Source organism: Cobetia sp. 10Alg 146 (assembly GCF_029846385.1).
Taxonomy (GTDB): domain Bacteria; phylum Pseudomonadota; class Gammaproteobacteria; order Pseudomonadales; family Halomonadaceae; genus Cobetia; species Cobetia marina.
Genome location: NZ_JARWKT010000011.1, coordinates 75,536 through 91,091, shown reverse-complemented (window position 1 = coordinate 91,091; position 15,556 = coordinate 75,536). Strand labels below are relative to the sequence as shown.

The window sequence follows — 15,556 nt, the reverse complement described above, 5'->3', positions numbered from 1 at the left end:
TAAAGAATCCTTACTGTGCCAGTATGATTTCGCTCTGCACGACTGCCAGCGCCTGGCGCTCACTGCCACCCCAGCCAGCTGCAGTAATGCGATATCCATTTTCGGGCAAGGCATTGTTCATGTTGTCGGCATTGAGAATGCCCTGAACGGTGCTGCCCAGATACTCGATGATGTAATTTCCGCTCTCTTCTTCCTTTAAGTGACCGATACCGGTCCAGCCATCTGGAGTCAGCAGATCACTCGGCGCATCAACACCCGATACCGTCAGATCGTAGAGTCCGTTGCTCTCTCCTGTCGAAAATTCGTCCAGTGAAATGACACCACTTTCCAGCTTATCCTCAGCCTCTTTCAACAATCCTTCAGCACGTGCATAAGCAGTGTCATATTGCTGCACATTGACCGTCATACGGGTTTGCAACTGAGTATTTTCACTGCCCGACACAGCCATCATGCCTACGACTACCAGCATGACCAGGACCATCAGCAGCACCATACCACCTTGCTGGTGGGCCGAAGCATAACGAGGACTCATAAGCCAAGGTTCCGTGGGCTAAACGTCATGGAGAAGGTACGTTGCATGGTGCCACCAGCTTCGCCTTCAACCTGAAGTGAAGGCGGCGTGCTGAGCGCCAGATCAAGGTGGATGCGCCGCACTTGATCCCAACGACCTGCGACTTGGCTGGCAGTCTGATCAACGGCGTAACCGCTGCCTACGGCGAGGTCAAATCGAAGCTGTATCTCATTCACGTAACTGGCCAGCTCCTCTGCACATCCAGCCTCCGGGCCGTCACCTGACGCATTATCCGAGCTGAGGCAAAGCCGTTGTGGGTTATCAGTGGTAGACGCCAGCATTACAAGATACCAACGCTCGAAAGGATAGACGAAAGGATGGGTTTGCTGATTACCGCCGTAGCCATGCTGCAAGCCACTCGACAATGACAATTTGCCATCTTCACTACCACTGACAGTGTCGATGTCACCACTCTCACAATCGCTGATCATGACGTAACTACCAGATGACAATTGCTCGCCACTGTAGCTCTTCACCTCAATGGAGCGATCGCCCTGCGCGGCCGCGGAAGACAACTGCCAACCGCGTTGACCGTCATCAGCCAAAGCCAAGGCAGGAATCTGCATGGCAAGGCGATCATAGCCCACCCCACCCTCAGTGACAGTCTTAACGGCCAGAGGTTGAGCGTGAGTTCCCGTGTTATCGCTGACATTCGACCAGGGTGTACACCCCGAGAAGCCAATATTGCGCATGACCGGCTGCAGACGGTGTGAAACATGACGAGCACTCTCCTGAAGATAGGAAAGAGCTTCTTGGGTCGTTGCGGTAGCGCGTATCGTCAGGAAGTACTGAAGCGCCATACCCGTGATGAACAACCCCAGCACCAATCCCAGCATCAACTCAACCAGTCCAATACCCTGCTGACGGCGAAGTCCTTGTAGTCGGCACTGGCGGTGACCAAATGAAGGTTTCATGGCGCTATCCGGATCTGAAGTGTCTCAGTGAGTGTTTGGCTATCCGTATCTCCGGAACTCCCCTTGTCGGCTGCTGCCTGCCAGGAAAGAGTGAGATCAAGCTGGCCGCCACTTTCAGTGATGGTGCCTATGGATTCAGGTAAACGACTATTGGCAAGTCTTTGCTGCCACGACCAGACGTCATGGGCAGCCAGCGCATCATCGCTTGTCACGGCCTGCTGCTCCGTGGCGGTTTTCGTATTGCTCCCCGAATATTGGCCTTCAGGATTCGCCTGAATGCGCTCAGCCATACCCACCAGCAAAATGCGCGCTTCAGTGCGAGCGAAGCTCTCATTATTCGCCTGCAGAGTTTCCATCTGCATCAATGCAAACCCGAGCAGTGCAAGCCCCATCAACAGCACGGCAATCAATGCCTCGATCAAACTAGCCCCGTGCTGGTTAGGACGTACTGGCCAGCATGCCTTATCCACAGCTCATTCCTCCGGCTCCATACGCCTCTGGCGCCAGGCGACCAATGATAGAAAGACCCAGCTGACGATGTGCCTGTGACGTTACACGACCACATATCAGAAGGCGTGTCGTGCTTTGCACCGCGCCTTGGCTATCAAAGGAAATGATTTTACTCGCGATCTGCACTGAAGCGCTGCCAGTGTGCTCGCGTAATACCTCGACTTTATCGGTACTAAAGTTGCTCAAAGCCTCTGCTGGGCTCCCTATAACCACTGCCCAGCCATTGTTCCAGGCAGCCGTATCCTCACAACGAGTACCGTCCCCACTAAGCGGGCACACGGATACCTGGCGCCCTCGAGTCACAGCGGTGCTCCGCGCATAGTTGAGCGCAGCGGTGAGTGTTTCGGCCGTGCTTGCCACCTCCTGACGGGTGATGAACCCCTGCCAAGCAGGCACAGCGACTGTCGAGATGATGGCCAACACCGAAACGGTGACCATCAACTCGACAAGGGTAAAACCACGCATCGCGTTGACCCGCTGCCCGGAGTACCCGGTAGCCATCTGGAGGGATTGCTTCATTGATTCATCCACTGGAGTGGCCCGAAAGACGACCAAAATGCAAATATTCGTAGTTAAGCAGTTACACATTCTCACTCAGCCGATACTCAACAACAAGACCAAGGAGCTTGCGTCCAAACATGCGTCCCTTGAAATACTGGCACATGACAAAAAAACCCCGATCATCGTAGATCGAGGCTTCAGGCGCTTGCCATGCAATGTCGGCTGTCAGTGCCTACCAACAATCACTGCTATCGGTATCTTCCGAGTCCTCAAGAACTGCCGCTCCCTTCACTCCCAGCTCCGTGAGCGTAAAGGTGGCACAGTCCTCATCATTGGCCTGACTGCCCGTGGCAGTGGCCGTCAGCGTATAGCTGTCGGCGTCCCCCGCGACGGCCAGTGTATAGAAGCCCTCCTCGCTGGCCGTATCCGCCTGGCCAAGCCCGATCCCGTCTCCGCCGAGCCCCAGAGCATCATCACAGTCCGTGGCGGCAGTCACACTGGCGGTGGCATATTCTCCGCAGGTGGCCATGATGCGCTCCTGGGTCTGGGCAAGCGCCAGCAGGGACGTGATGGCATCCGTGCGGCGTGAGCGCTCCACCTGATCCTGATAGCTGGGATAGGCGATAGCGGCCAGGATTCCGATGATGGCCACGGCAATCATCAGCTCCATCAAGCCGAAACCACCTTGTGATCGAGAACCGCCAGTTCGTCTGATCATCAACGCCCCCTGCGAAGCAGCGTGATATCGATCACAGGTCTTGGCTCGCCGCGCGGATCGAAGCGTACCTCGACCTCCTGCCCCGGATTGAGGTGGAATGCCTGAAGTTCTCGCCCATTGCGATTGAGGACGCGCGTGGTGGGCAGGATCACGAACCCCATGTCGTTGAGCTGCAGCTGGTCCCCCTCCACCTGATCAATCACGCCTGTGACGGTCTGCTCCATGTCCAGCTGAATCAAGGTATCTGCCGCCATGGCCGTCCCGCCCCACCCCGTGAGGAGTGCACAGGCTGCCAGCATCCATGCGCCGCCGCTCCGCTGCCACTTGTGTCGTGATATCTGCATGTTCCCTCTCCTAGCGCAGCTGGTACCAGGCACTACGGCCTTCCAGTCCATCGATCCCGAAGTCCATGGCCATCTCGACCACCTGATTGGTACCGCCCTGACCGACGTACTGGGTATCTCCCAGGAACTTGGGCGAGGTGGGCTCCCCGTCCGTCTTTATCGACAGCACGACCTGATTGTTGACGTTGTCGCTGGCATCCACCTTGCCGTCGCCATTGTAGTCAAAGACCTGCTGGACACTGTTGTTGCTGCGGACCGGTTGCAGACCATTACGCAGGCTGAGGGCATTCAACCAGCCGCTGGCACCACCGGTACAGGGGCCATTGCTGCCCGGGATCGTGGTATTGAAGACGATCAGATCGCCACGTACTGCCGGAATCGTCACCAGACGCTCCCCGGAATCGGAAAGCTCCACATACCACCCGTACTGGATGCCATTGTTGTTCTGATTGGCATAATCGACACCCACACCGGTGACGGTACGTGCATCACTGACCCCGGTGATGTTCGTGAAGCTCTGCTTTTCCAGCTGTCCGTGATAACGACGCGTCGTGTCGCCCGTGTGCAATACGCTATAGAAAGACTGCGTCGAGGTGTCGATGGCATCCTGCAGTGTCAACAGTTGCCCCGTCCCCCAATAGACATTCAGGTACGGCGTATCGACGGTACTGTTGAAGACACCGCTGCGTGCCACGGCCACTCGCGAGGTGATGGGCTGGCGCGAAGCCGTCGGACAGGTCGATGTCGTGCTGTTCAGAGCCACCGCACATGACTGGAAGAGGCGCGACGTCTCGCCGCTCCCCACGTCATCCAACGAGAAATCACGCATGTCGAACACCCAGACATTGCCGTGAAGATCACCCGCGTAGACCCAATCGGTAATGCCATCGGCATCGATGTCCGCCAGCTCCGGGCTCGACATGCCATTGCAGTCGCTGTTGGCTGACGTGCAGGAACCCCCGGCATTGCTGCCCTGCTGTGAATCCAGCAGCGCGAAGTTTTCCGGGTCCTCCAGGTCCACGATGAACAGTTTGGCACGCCCGTCACTATCCGCATTGTAGCCATTGCCGAAGATGGCGTACCACTTGCCATCATCAAGTCGAGCAACCTGAATGTCGCTGAAGGTGTAACCGAGATCCTCGTGGGTGAATTCCCACTGCACGATATCCGCCGGCGAGGTGCCATTGGACTCCCCCAGCGTGTCGAAGGCTTCGGGATCCGTGATATCCAGCATGTAGACCGCCTTGCCACCCGCGCCAAGCCCCCCCACTAGGACCGAATGCCAGCTGGGAGCGTCTTCCTCTTCCAGTTGTACGTGGACATCGCGCGCGACAGGCGTGGCATCGACGTAATACTGGTGAACATAATTCTGATCAGCGAGCTGACGAATGCCACGCCCTCCCTCGATGCTGAAAGCGGCATATGGCATGTAGGCGAATTTCTCTTCCCCGCTTTCCATGTCGATGGCGTGCAACATGCCATCGTTGGCACCGATGTAGATCATCGACTGGCGATCTTCATGCAAGGTCTTGAAGGAGCGGTACGAGGACACTTCCATGTCATTGCGATAGCTGGCCGAAGGCGGCCCGACGATCGCTGGGGAGGCGTGGACGATATCTCCGAGATAGTTGTCGTCACGCTCGCGGAACAAGGTCCCTTCATACTCGTCATCACCCTTGAGATAGCCGATGAGGTTCTCGAGCTCTGACGTCCTCACGGCCAGCGGGGTGCCATTGAGTTTCAGGAAGGTGCCACTGGTATCCAGGATCTGCCCTGTCAACTGCGTCACGGTATCGCCGACCAGGTCCAGCACTCCGCTCTGTCCACCGGTCAGTCCCACGGCATTGGCAAGGCCATTGCCATTGCCCAACCCCAGACCCAGCCCGTTGCCGATGATGCCAGATACTCCATTTGCAGCTTCACGCACGGATATCAGCACGGTATCGGTCAATAGCGTCTCATCGAGGAATCCGACTAGATCGAGAATCTGTTCGGCCTCCAGTGATCCGGCCTCCTCGATATCGAAGAAGAAGGCCTTCTCGTCAACTTCCGCGATTCCCGGGTTATAGGTAATTACCTTGCGACTGGAGCTACGGCTATCATCGTCACGCAACCACTCCGCGACGGACCAATCCGAGGTGGCGCTCAAGGTGCCATTGGTGCCGATCTTGCGTGCAACGACATCACCCGACCAATCAGCGGGATCATAGATGGTCTGAATCACGTACGCGCCGCTGGTCTGCCCACCACTGCTGATGTCCAGGCTACCGGTACTGGCCGCGCGTCCTGCGATCGACTGAGCGATATTGTTCAACGCATCAATCAATGCCTGCGGATTGGCGGCGCTGAGATATTCACCACGCCCGTTCCAGGCCGCATGGCGCAGATCGTCGATGGTGGTATTGGCGTTGGCAACCGGCTGTGGCCAGGTAAAGGCAGATTCGAGATCAGCAGGGTTCTCGGACAGTGAGCCATCCACACCGAACCCGACGGTGTAGGTCACCATGTGCTGAGCGGAATTTTCATCCACTCCCGGTATGGTCGGCACGCTGTCGATCAAGTCAGTCCGCAGGTCCTCGCGATAATATTTCATCGCGACATCGCCAAGCGTATTGGAATAGCTGTCACGGTGACTGGCACTGATGAAGTCGCCGCTGCCACCGTCGACGTTGCCGACGCTGGGACTGGAGCCATTCCAGTAGCCATCGGTCATCATGATGGAATAGTTCTGCTGGCACATGCCGCCCTCATCCGCACTCAGAATGGGGGCCGAACGACCAGTGCTGGAGTAATACTCCCCGGCATTCTTGAGCGCGGTACGCAGAGGGGTGCCACCGGAGGGATAGGCGGTAAACAGCTCCTCCAGCAGAGCTTCACGTTCATCAGTATCCGTCATGTCCGCAACGTTGCGATTGTTGCGGCCCTGGATGGTGCGTAGCCCTACCCGGGACTCATTGGCGTTGATCACACCGGCCATGGCAGATTTGGCCACCAGCATGCGGTCGCGATAGTAGGTGAACCAGTTGGCGAAATTGACTTGCTGTGCCGCGGACAGATCTTCTACTTCAACGACATGATCTTCGTCCAGATACAGGCGCCCAGAATTGTTGCTATAGACGCCGCATTCACCGTAGTCATAGTCCCCATCACCATTGTCGTCCCAGCGGACGTAGTAGGCGTCATCGCTCATCCTGGCCCAGCTGGTAGGCTCGTAGGGATCTTCACGGACATTCGACAGGCTCATGTTCTGATAGGCGATTCCCGCTCGATCAGCACCCGCCCACGGGGTGTAGGTCAGCGCAGGATTGTAGGCCATGACATTGAAGCCCATACAGGCCCCGATCGCCCCGCCAAGATCCGTATAGGAAACGATACGATCATCAGCATCATGGTTGTTCTCTATCCAGATCCCGCTCTTGGAATACACCCCTGTGTAACCCATCAGCGAGGAAGCCGGCTGGAGGCTCCAGTGTTCCACCCCCTTGTTGAGCGTATCCTCCCAGGCCATGCTGCCCGAATCATCAAGGATGAACAGGATATTGGGCTGAACACCCGTGGCTTCCGTCACTGGCGCACGAGCGATTTCCCCGGGAGCCGCCAGGCAAGGCAGAGCGAAAAGGCATAGGGCACCACTCAGCAGATAACGCATGTTCATGCTCCTCTCAGAAGTAAGGGCCCAGTTCCAACTCGCTTTGCACCACTGTCCAGGAGGCGCCATTGCCGCCTCCCAGGCCCATTGCACTGACGCGGAAGGCATCCAGGCGCGTACCGACCGCATTCAATTCGTTGCTGGTATTCAGTGGGGGCTGACCGACCTTGCCCAGATACTCGATCACGTACGCCCCGATCACCGCGCCGTTATCATCATCCAGCGTATCGATGCCATTGGCCTGCCAATCCGCTTCAGAGAGCGGGTTGATCGGCGGCGCATCCTCAGGGAGTGCCAGCATCAGCCCAGCCGAGTCATCGAAATCGCCCAGTTCCCAGGCGCCATTCTCCAGGCCCTCCTGCAACGCCCGCTCACCGATGCTGAGGCTGGTCTCGGCGTTGTAATAGGACTGCTCGAAGTTACGGCTGTTGACGGCCATCCGGGTCTGCAACTGACTGTCCTCCACGCCGGTGACGGCCAGCAGACCGATCACCACCAGCATGACCAGCACGATCAGCAGTGCGATGCCTTGCTGATGCGCGGGCCCCCTCGTTGCCGCGCAGGGCCCGGATGTTGACGGCGATGTATGCATCAGCTGCCCCTCAGTTGCAGATTGCGCGGCGTGAACGTGAGATTGAAGGTGCGTGTCAGACGGCCATCGTTATCTCCGCCCGGCACCACGCCTGGCAGGCTCTCGAGTGTCAGGGCGATCTCGATGCGACGCACCTCATCCCAACGGTCTTCGCTGCGAACCGTGGCGGCAGGCACCTTGACCCGATCGACACTGCCGTTGCCGGTGGTGTCCAGACTGAAGCTGACATCGAAGCCCTCGACGCCAGAGGCCAGCTCTTCGCGCGCAAAGGTGGCATCGATGCGATCGAGATACAGCGCACGCACCGAGCTGTCATTGGCCTGATCATCCAGCCGGAGCTCCCAGGCCTGCACCGGATACAGATAGGCATTCGATGACTGTGAACTGCCATAGGAACGCGACAGGGTATCGTTGGTCTCGATACTGCCCTGGGTCGTCCCCGACACCTTGAAGACATCGGTGCTGTTGCAATCACTGACCAGCGCGAACTCGTCGGTCACGAAGGCCGCTTCACTGCCATTGCGCACGCTCAGCGGTCCGCCCAGTGAGGTCATGCTGCTGATGAGCGTGGTCTCATCGCCATCCTTGCTGGCGGCGACGAACGTCAGATTGAAATAACTGAGGCTACGCTGGGTACGCTGCTGCCCACCGAAGGGCGCCGTGAGATCGTGGGAGTCATCCACTGAACTGGCATTGGTGATATCACGACTGTTGGCACACCCCGCGTAGCCCACATTGCGCATGAGGGGCTGAAGCCGGAACGAGACATAACGCGCCGACTCCTGAAGATAAGACAGGGCTTCCTGAGTACTCACGGTACTGCGTGACGTCGAGAACATCTGCACCGCCATCGCCGTGATGAGAAGTCCCAGCACCAGACTGATCATCAGTTCGACCAGGCCAACCCCCACCTGATGCGCGCGAGAGGCTGGAGAGCGAGAGAACTTCTTGCCAGCGATAGAGACACGCGGGTTCATGGCTCCACCTCGAAGCGATATGCCTGGATATCCACTCCACCGTTGAGCGTATCGCTCCATTGCACCTGGACACTGACGTCATGCACCCCGATACCGGCACCGCCGACCAGGCGCTCGTCTACCGTCACGTTGCCGACACCGCTGGTCAGAGTGGAACCCTGAATGGCCGTTCGCCAGTCGATCACATCCTGATTGGCCAACTGAGCAGGCGTGCAGTCTGACGAGCATCCGTTGTCCGGTGAGTCCTGCGTATCGGCACCATCGTATTGCGCAATGGCTTCGAGATTGGCTCGGATGCGCTCGGCCATGTCCAATGACAGCAGCTGTGCCACCGTATTGCTGTAACTGACGCGCTGATGCTGCAACGTCTGCACCTGCAGCAGCCCCAGCCCCAGCAAGGAGACACCAAGCAGCAGCACGGCCACCAGCGCCTCGATCAGACCGACGCCACGCTGACGATGCGCCGTCGCGATCTTCGGAGGGTTACGCCTTGTCATGAGCAATCACCTCCCGTCTCGAGTCTCACGCGCCCTGAAGGCGCCACCACCACGGAAGTGGAATCCGAGGCTGCGCAGAACACCAGCGTGCTGTTGCCGCTGTTGAGTGTGCCGCGATCGTTGAAGGTGATACGACTGGCACCGCCGGATTGCGCCACCGAGTTGCTGCCCTGATGAACCCACATGCGATCCCCTGCCGTGAAATTGGCCCCACTGCCTTCATACACCACCCAGCCATTCGACCAGTCCGCATCGCAGACAGTGGGATTCGGCGTGGCAACGCTCGGAGCATAGGGACAGACGCTGACCATGGTGCCGCGACTGGTCGCGGCACTGCGTGCCATCGCCAGGGCATGCGTCAGGGCGCGCACGTCGGACTCCACCTGAGAGCGCTGTACCATCCCTTGCCAGGCAGGCACCGCCCAGGCAGCGATGATGGCGATGATCGCCACTGTCACCACCAGCTCGATCAGCGTGAAACCGCGTGAATGACGCATGATGTCAGGCTCCCCGGCCTCTCGTGGCCTCTCATGCAACGCGAAAGGCAGTTCTCTCCCGACCCGATGTCGAGAGGATGGTCTCGCAGACTTCACCAACACCGCCCCCCTCCTTCCGCGCCGGTATTCATGACCTCATCCATCCACAGAATGCCGCAGTCATCGTTGAGCTGTGCTCCCTGCGGAGTGGCTTGCAACACGAAGGTGCTCGGCGTGAGGCTGCGATAGGAGATCAGGTAGCGCAGATTGCCGCCGGCATCCTCGATACTGCTGACGCCATCGGCTGGCAACTCACCCTCCAGCACCGGCGCCTCGGAGAAATCGTGTCCATAGAAGCCATGCAACTGCCTGGCCTGCTGGCCCAGCGCCTGCTGAGCATGAGAACGCCAGCTGCGCTCCACGTACCCGAGATAGGATGGCACTGCTACCGCCGCCAGAATCCCGATGATCGCGACCACCATCATGACTTCGATGAGCGTGAAGCCTCGTGCTCCTCTGGGCCCGCACGCTCCCGCTGCCCCGCGTCGTGCACGAGCACCGATGACGCTTTTGGCTAGGGGATGGCATGGCATGCCGATATCTCCAGAGGTGGCTTACCCTCCATTATGTATCATTTTCGTAACTGAGCATTACATTTTTTTTCATATATCCTCAGGCCAGATCAACGCTCACCGGAATGATCAGGGCATTGAGAACATGCGCAAAAACTCACAAAGAGCCAGATATTGCGGATCAGACATGAAAAAAGCCGCGACAGAGTCGCGGCTTTCAGATGACCAATGACTTACAGAGCGTTACAGCTCGCGAATCTGATCCGAGGCGATCAAGCGCTCCTTGAGCTCCTTGGGCATGGAGAAGACGATATTCTCCTCCTGACCTTCCAGTTCCTCGGGCGCCGAAGCCCCCAGTGCCATCAGGCGATCGATCACGCCCTGCACCAGCACTTCGGGCGCACTGGCCCCTGCGGTGATACCGATACTACCGATACCCTCGAGCCAGGCGGCCTCGATCTGCTCGGCATCATCGATCAACCAGGCCGGGGTCTGCATGCGCTCGGCCAGTTCGCGCAGGCGATTGGAGTTGGAGCTGTTGGGGCTGCCGACCACCAGCACCACATCGCAGGCTTCCGCCAGCATGCGTACGGCGTCCTGACGATTCTGGGTCGCGTAGCAGATATCGTCCTTGCGCGGCCCCTGAATCGCCGGGAAGCGTTCGCGCAGCGCATCGATCACACGCGCCGTGTCATCCATGGACAGTGTGGTCTGGGTGACGAAGGCCAGCTGATCCGGGTCCTTGACCTCCAGGCGCGCCACATCGGACTCGTCCTCCACCAGGTGGATGGTGCCACCCTTGGAGGTGTCATAGCGGCCCATGGTGCCCTCGACTTCCGGGTGACCCTCATGGCCGATCAGCACGCAATCCTGGCCCTTGCGCGCATAGCGCAGCACTTCCATGTGCACCTTGGTCACCAGCGGACAGGTGGCATCGAAGACCTTGAGGTTGCGACGCTCGGCCTCTTCCTGCACCGCACGCGAGACACCGTGGGCCGAGAAGATGACGATGACGTCATCCGGCACTTCGTGCAGTTCCTCGACGAAGATGGCGCCGCGCTCCTTGAGGGAGTCGACCACGAAGCGATTGTGCACCACCTCGTGACGCACGTAGATCGGCGGCCCGAACACGTCGAGCGCCCCGTTGACGATATCGATGGCGCGATCCACTCCGGCGCAGAAACCGCGCGGGTTGGCCAGCTTGATCTGCATGACAGGCTCCGCTTGATGGCAAGGGGCACACGTGTGAGGCGCCCCTGGAAAAGAAGACTCAGTGCGTGGTCGCGGGGGAGACGGACAGCACCTCGACCTCGAAGGTCAGGGTACGCCCGGCCAGCGGGTGGTTGAAGTCGACCTTGACGTCACGCTCATCGATCTCGCGGATGATGCCCGGCAGCTCCGAGCCTGACGGCTCGGCGAAGGACATCACCATGCCGACCTCGATCTCGTCATCGAAGCTCTTGCGCGCCACGGTCTGGACATTCTGCGGATTGTGCTGACCGAAGGCATGCTCCGGCGTGACCGTGAAGCTGCCGGTCTCACCTGCCGCCATGCCCATGATCGGCCGCTCGAAGCCCGGCGGCAGATTGCCATCGCCTACCTGGAAGGTGGCCGGCGTCTTGTCGAAGGTGGAATCCACTTCGGTACCGTCTTCCAGACGCAGACGGAAATGGAGGCTGACCTCCATGTTTTCGGCGATACGATATTCGCTCATGCTGACCTCGTTTGCGCCACTCACTCGGAGCGGCCACGGAAGGATTCGATGATCAGTGCCACGGCTCCCAGGCTGATGGCGACGTCCGCCACATTGAAGGCCGGGAAGAAGGCATTGCCCCAGTGGAAGGACAGGAAGTCCACCACGTAACCATGCACGACACGATCATAAAGATTGCCCAGTGCGCCACCCAGTACCAGCGCGATGCCCAGCGCCGTGAAGGTCTCGTGACGCTTGAGGCGCGCAAGCCAGATGCTCAGACCGATGGCCGCCACCACGGCGATGCCGGCGAACAGCCAGCGCTGCCAGCCGTCATGACCGGCCAGGAAACTGAAGGCCGCGCCGGTATTGTGCAGCAGCGTCAGATTGAAGACCGGCAGCACCTCGTTGGCCTGACCATAGATCAAAGAACTGCTGGCCAACCACTTGGTGGTCAGATCCAGCACCACGATCACCACTGACAGCCACAGCCAGCGCAACGGCGAACGCATCGGCTCACTGGCGGCCGAGCCGGCCTCACTGGCAGGCGGTTGTGAAGAAGACGTCATGTTACCTTCCTGTCGGGGATGCCATGGGCATCCCTGCATGAAATGAATCCGTCGGCGGCAAGACACGAACGCCGGGCCAGAGCCCGGCGTTCGATATCAGCGCTCAGCGGAGGCTGAACGATGCCGCGGTCGCGTCAGCGATCACGCGAAGTGACGCGTCTCGCCTTCGCCATCCGGCAGGTTGGTCACGCAGCGGCCACACAGGGTCGGATGTTCCGGCAGGGTGCCGACTTCCGGACGGTGGTGCCAGCAACGCTCGCACTTGGCATTCTCGCTGACCTTGACCGCCACCTTGAGGCCGGACACTTCGGTCTCTTCTGCGTCACCCGCAGCATCGAGAGGCGCCAGGGTCACGCCGCTGGTCAGCATCACGAAGCGCAGTTCGTCGCCGAGACTTGCCAGCAGAGTGCTGAGCTCATCATTGACGTAGAGGGTGACTTCCGCCGCCAGGCCATTCTTGACCAGACCGGCGTTGCGCGCGCCTTCCAGCGTCTTGTTGACCGCCTGCTTGACGTGCAGCACCTGCTCCCAGAACTCACGCCCCATGGGGGCATCATCCGCCAGCGTGGTCAGGCCGGTGTAGGCCGTCTCTAGGAAGATGGTGTCCTTGCGCGGGCCCGGGATGTTGGCGTAGATCTCTTCTCCGGTGAAGGAGAGGATCGGCGCCATCCAGCGTGCCAGCGCCTCGATCACGTGATACAGCGCCGTCTGACAGCTGCGACGCGCACGCGAGTTCGGCTGCGTGGTGTACTGGCGGTCCTTGATGACATCCAGATAGAAGCCGCCCAGCTCACGCGAGCAGAAAGTCAGCACCTGCTGATAGATATCGAGGAAGCGGTATTCCTCGTAGGCCAGCTCGACACGTGCCTGCAGCTGGGCGGCACGATCGACCACCCACTGGTCCAGCGCCAGCATGTCGTCGAAGGCCAGCGCATCACGCTCGGGCTCGAAACCGTTCAGGTTGGACAACAGGAAGCGCGAGGTGTTGCGAATGCGGCGATAGGCATCGGCAGTCCGCTTGAGGATCTCGTCCGAGACGGCCATCTCACCGGAATAGTCATTGGAGGACACCCACAGGCGCAGAATGTCGGCACCCAACTTGTCCATCACCTGCTGCGGCGCAACCACGTTGCCGACCGACTTGGACATCTTGCGGCCCTGAGCATCGACGGTGAAACCGTGAGTCAGCAGTGCCTTGTACGGTGCGTGGCCGTCGATGGCACAGCCGGTCAGCAGTGACGAGTGGAACCAGCCACGGTGCTGGTCGGAGCCTTCCAGGTACAGGTCGGCACGCGGACCTTCCTCGTGACCATGCGGGTGCGAGCCACGCAGCACATGCCAGTGAGTCGTGCCGGAATCGAACCACACGTCCAGCGTGTCGGTGACCTTCTCGTAGTTCTCGGCCTCATCGCCCAGCAGCTCCTGGCTGTCGAGTGACCACCAGGCATCGATGCCGTGCTCGGCGACGCGATCCGCGACCGCTTCCATCAGCGCGACGCTGTCAGGGTGCAGTTCGCCAGTGGCGCGATGCAGGAACAGCGGAATCGGCACGCCCCAGTTGCGCTGACGCGAGATGCACCAGTCAGGGCGGTTGGCGATCATGCTCTTCAGGCGCGCCTGGCCCCAGGCCGGGATGAAGGTAGTGTCCTCGATGGCGGACAGCGCCTTGTCACGCAGGGTCACGCCATCGGTGCCGGCGATGTCCATGCCGACGAACCACTGGGCCGTGGCGCGATAGATGACCGGCGTCTTGTGGCGCCAGCAGTGCATGTAGCTATGGGTGATCTTCTCGTGCGCCATCAGCGCGCCGAGTTCTTCCAGACGCGCGACGATGTTCGGGTTGGCCTTCCAGATGAACTGACCACCGAATTCCGGCAGGTCCGGCACGTAGACGCCGTTGCCCTGCACCGGGCTCTCGATCTCGTCGAAGCTCATGCCGTAACGACGGCAGGTGTGGAAGTCATCCTCGCCGTAGGCCGGCGCGGAGTGGACGATACCGGTACCGGCACCGGTCTCGACGTAGTCGGCCAGATAGACCGGCGACAGACGATCGTAGATCGGGTGGCGGAAGTTGAGATTCTCCAGTGCCGCGCCATTGACGGTCGCCAGTGTCTCGCCGCTCAGCCCGAAGCGCGCCAGGCTGTCCTCGACCAGCTCCTCGGCGAGCACCAGCAGGCGCTCGCCGGTATCGACCAGCGAGTAGACGAAGTCCGGGTGAACGTTGAGCGCCTGGTTGGCCGGAATGGTCCACGGGGTGGTGGTCCAGATCACGATCGCCGCCGGCTTGCTCAGTGACTCGAGGCCGAAGGCCTTGGCCAGCGCCGCGCTGTCGTCTGCCGCGAAGGCGACATCGATGGCGTCAGAGGTCTTGTCGGCGTATTCGACTTCCGCTTCCGCAAGCGCAGAGCCACAGTCGAAGCACCAGTTGACCGGCTTCAGGCCCTTGAAGACATAACCGCCCTTGACCATCTCGGCCAGCGCACGGATCTCACCGGCTTCGTTGGCGAAGTCCATGGAGCGATACGGGTTGCCCCAGTCACCGACGATGCCGAGACGGATGAACTCGTGCTTCTGACCTTCCACCTGCACGCCCGCGTATTCCCGGCACAGGTGGCGGGCTTTCTCGGACTCGAGATGCTTGCCGTGGGTGGTCTCGACCTTGTGCTCGATGGGCAGACCATGACAGTCCCAGCCCGGCACGTAAGGCGCATCGAAGCCCGCCATCGTCTTGGACTTGACGATGATGTCCTTGAGAATCTTGTTGACGGCGTGACCGATGTGAATATTGCCGTTGGCATAGGGAGGGCCGTCGTGGAGCACGAAGCTCGGACGGCCCTTGCCTGCTTCACGCAGACGCGCGTAGAGGTCAATCTCGTTCCAGCGGGCCAGTTGGTCCGGCTCACGCTTGGGGAGATTGCCGCGCATCGGGAAGTCGGTATCGGGCAGATTCAAAGTGTGCTTGTAGTCGCTCAT

Annotated in this window: 16 protein-coding genes; all 16 read right to left on the bottom strand. The window is 59.8% G+C overall.

The features are described from left to right. Positions 1 to 10: 10 nt before the first annotated feature. The gene (locus QD172_RS16315; protein WP_279856300.1) at positions 11 to 532 is read right to left on the bottom strand and encodes a pilus assembly protein; all 522 of its coding nucleotides are present in this window, start codon (positions 530 to 532) and stop codon (positions 11 to 13) included. Further along, complete coding sequence (locus QD172_RS16310) at positions 529 to 1,485, bottom strand: hypothetical protein (RefSeq protein WP_279856299.1); 957 nt, start codon at positions 1,483 to 1,485, stop codon at positions 529 to 531. Before QD172_RS16310 ends, QD172_RS16315 begins: the two co-directional genes overlap by 4 nt. Further along, positions 1,482 to 1,955, bottom strand: coding sequence for a type IV pilus modification protein PilV (pilV, locus tag QD172_RS16305; protein ID WP_077373459.1), 474 nt, complete (start codon positions 1,953 to 1,955; stop codon positions 1,482 to 1,484). The genes QD172_RS16310 and pilV (QD172_RS16305) overlap by 4 nt, the downstream gene beginning before the upstream one ends. After that, the gene (locus QD172_RS16300) at positions 1,948 to 2,514 is read right to left on the bottom strand and encodes a GspH/FimT family pseudopilin (RefSeq protein ID WP_279856297.1); all 567 of its coding nucleotides are present in this window, start codon (positions 2,512 to 2,514) and stop codon (positions 1,948 to 1,950) included. Before QD172_RS16300 ends, pilV (QD172_RS16305) begins: the two co-directional genes overlap by 8 nt. Positions 2,515 to 2,728: 214 nt before the next feature. Continuing rightward, positions 2,729 to 3,214, bottom strand: coding sequence for a type IV pilin protein (locus QD172_RS16295; protein WP_077373453.1), 486 nt, complete (start codon positions 3,212 to 3,214; stop codon positions 2,729 to 2,731). After that, complete coding sequence (locus tag QD172_RS16290) at positions 3,214 to 3,558, bottom strand: hypothetical protein (RefSeq protein WP_077373450.1); 345 nt, start codon at positions 3,556 to 3,558, stop codon at positions 3,214 to 3,216. Before QD172_RS16290 ends, QD172_RS16295 begins: the two co-directional genes overlap by 1 nt. A 10-nt stretch (positions 3,559 to 3,568) precedes the next feature. Continuing rightward, positions 3,569 to 7,207, bottom strand: coding sequence for a PilC/PilY family type IV pilus protein (locus QD172_RS16285; protein WP_279856295.1), 3,639 nt, complete (start codon positions 7,205 to 7,207; stop codon positions 3,569 to 3,571). 13 nt (positions 7,208 to 7,220) lie between these two features. Further along, positions 7,221 to 7,799, bottom strand: coding sequence for a hypothetical protein (locus QD172_RS16280; protein WP_127734342.1), 579 nt, complete (start codon positions 7,797 to 7,799; stop codon positions 7,221 to 7,223). Then, positions 7,799 to 8,776 carry a PilW family protein gene (locus QD172_RS16275; protein ID WP_279856291.1) on the bottom strand — a complete coding sequence of 326 codons (978 nt, stop codon included), beginning with the start codon at positions 8,774 to 8,776 and terminating at the stop codon, positions 7,799 to 7,801. Before QD172_RS16275 ends, QD172_RS16280 begins: the two co-directional genes overlap by 1 nt. Then, on the bottom strand, positions 8,773 to 9,273 hold the full coding sequence (gene pilV, locus QD172_RS16270) for a type IV pilus modification protein PilV (RefSeq protein WP_279856289.1): 501 nt from the start codon (positions 9,271 to 9,273) through the stop codon (positions 8,773 to 8,775). Before pilV (QD172_RS16270) ends, QD172_RS16275 begins: the two co-directional genes overlap by 4 nt. Beyond that, entirely contained in the window at positions 9,270 to 9,770 is a 501-nt protein-coding gene (locus tag QD172_RS16265; protein WP_077373519.1) for a GspH/FimT family protein, read from the bottom strand. The genes pilV (QD172_RS16270) and QD172_RS16265 overlap by 4 nt, the downstream gene beginning before the upstream one ends. A gap of 92 nt (positions 9,771 to 9,862) precedes the next feature. Then, positions 9,863 to 10,312, bottom strand: coding sequence for a type IV pilin protein (locus tag QD172_RS16260; protein WP_255303302.1), 450 nt, complete (start codon positions 10,310 to 10,312; stop codon positions 9,863 to 9,865). A gap of 252 nt (positions 10,313 to 10,564) precedes the next feature. Next, the gene (ispH, locus tag QD172_RS16255; protein ID WP_077373435.1) at positions 10,565 to 11,533 is read right to left on the bottom strand and encodes a 4-hydroxy-3-methylbut-2-enyl diphosphate reductase; all 969 of its coding nucleotides are present in this window, start codon (positions 11,531 to 11,533) and stop codon (positions 10,565 to 10,567) included. Positions 11,534 to 11,591: 58 nt separating this feature from the next. Then, entirely contained in the window at positions 11,592 to 12,035 is a 444-nt protein-coding gene (gene fkpB, locus QD172_RS16250) for an FKBP-type peptidyl-prolyl cis-trans isomerase (protein WP_077373432.1), read from the bottom strand. A 20-nt stretch (positions 12,036 to 12,055) separates the two neighbouring features. Beyond that, positions 12,056 to 12,583: a signal peptidase II gene (lspA, locus tag QD172_RS16245; RefSeq protein WP_240499635.1), complete on the bottom strand. Its 528-nt coding sequence runs from the start codon at positions 12,581 to 12,583 to the stop codon at positions 12,056 to 12,058. A gap of 141 nt (positions 12,584 to 12,724) precedes the next feature. Continuing rightward, the gene (gene ileS / locus QD172_RS16240) at positions 12,725 to 15,556 is read right to left on the bottom strand and encodes an isoleucine--tRNA ligase (RefSeq protein ID WP_191237754.1); all 2,832 of its coding nucleotides are present in this window, start codon (positions 15,554 to 15,556) and stop codon (positions 12,725 to 12,727) included.

What these genes read in the sequence shown, in the direction of transcription:
- ispH (WP_077373435.1), bottom strand. Translation starts at nt 11,533, where the DNA reads ATGCAGATCAAGCTGGCCAACCCGCGCGGTTTCTGCGCCGGAGTGGAT.
- QD172_RS16280 (WP_127734342.1), bottom strand. Translation starts at nt 7,799, where the DNA reads ATGCATACATCGCCGTCAACATCCGGGCCCTGCGCGGCAACGAGGGGG.
- pilV (WP_279856289.1), bottom strand. Translation starts at nt 9,273, where the DNA reads ATGACAAGGCGTAACCCTCCGAAGATCGCGACGGCGCATCGTCAGCGT.
- QD172_RS16265 (WP_077373519.1), bottom strand. Translation starts at nt 9,770, where the DNA reads ATGCGTCATTCACGCGGTTTCACGCTGATCGAGCTGGTGGTGACAGTG.
- fkpB (WP_077373432.1), bottom strand. Translation starts at nt 12,035, where the DNA reads ATGAGCGAATATCGTATCGCCGAAAACATGGAGGTCAGCCTCCATTTC.
- QD172_RS16315 (WP_279856300.1), bottom strand. Translation starts at nt 532, where the DNA reads ATGAGTCCTCGTTATGCTTCGGCCCACCAGCAAGGTGGTATGGTGCTG.
- lspA (WP_240499635.1), bottom strand. Translation starts at nt 12,583, where the DNA reads ATGACGTCTTCTTCACAACCGCCTGCCAGTGAGGCCGGCTCGGCCGCC.
- ileS (WP_191237754.1), bottom strand. Translation starts at nt 15,556, where the DNA reads ATGAGCGACTACAAGCACACTTTGAATCTGCCCGATACCGACTTCCCG.
- QD172_RS16275 (WP_279856291.1), bottom strand. Translation starts at nt 8,776, where the DNA reads ATGAACCCGCGTGTCTCTATCGCTGGCAAGAAGTTCTCTCGCTCTCCA.
- QD172_RS16300 (WP_279856297.1), bottom strand. Translation starts at nt 2,514, where the DNA reads ATGAAGCAATCCCTCCAGATGGCTACCGGGTACTCCGGGCAGCGGGTC.
- QD172_RS16285 (WP_279856295.1), bottom strand. Translation starts at nt 7,207, where the DNA reads ATGCGTTATCTGCTGAGTGGTGCCCTATGCCTTTTCGCTCTGCCTTGC.
- QD172_RS16310 (WP_279856299.1), bottom strand. Translation starts at nt 1,485, where the DNA reads ATGAAACCTTCATTTGGTCACCGCCAGTGCCGACTACAAGGACTTCGC.
- QD172_RS16295 (WP_077373453.1), bottom strand. Translation starts at nt 3,214, where the DNA reads ATGATCAGACGAACTGGCGGTTCTCGATCACAAGGTGGTTTCGGCTTG.
- QD172_RS16290 (WP_077373450.1), bottom strand. Translation starts at nt 3,558, where the DNA reads ATGCAGATATCACGACACAAGTGGCAGCGGAGCGGCGGCGCATGGATG.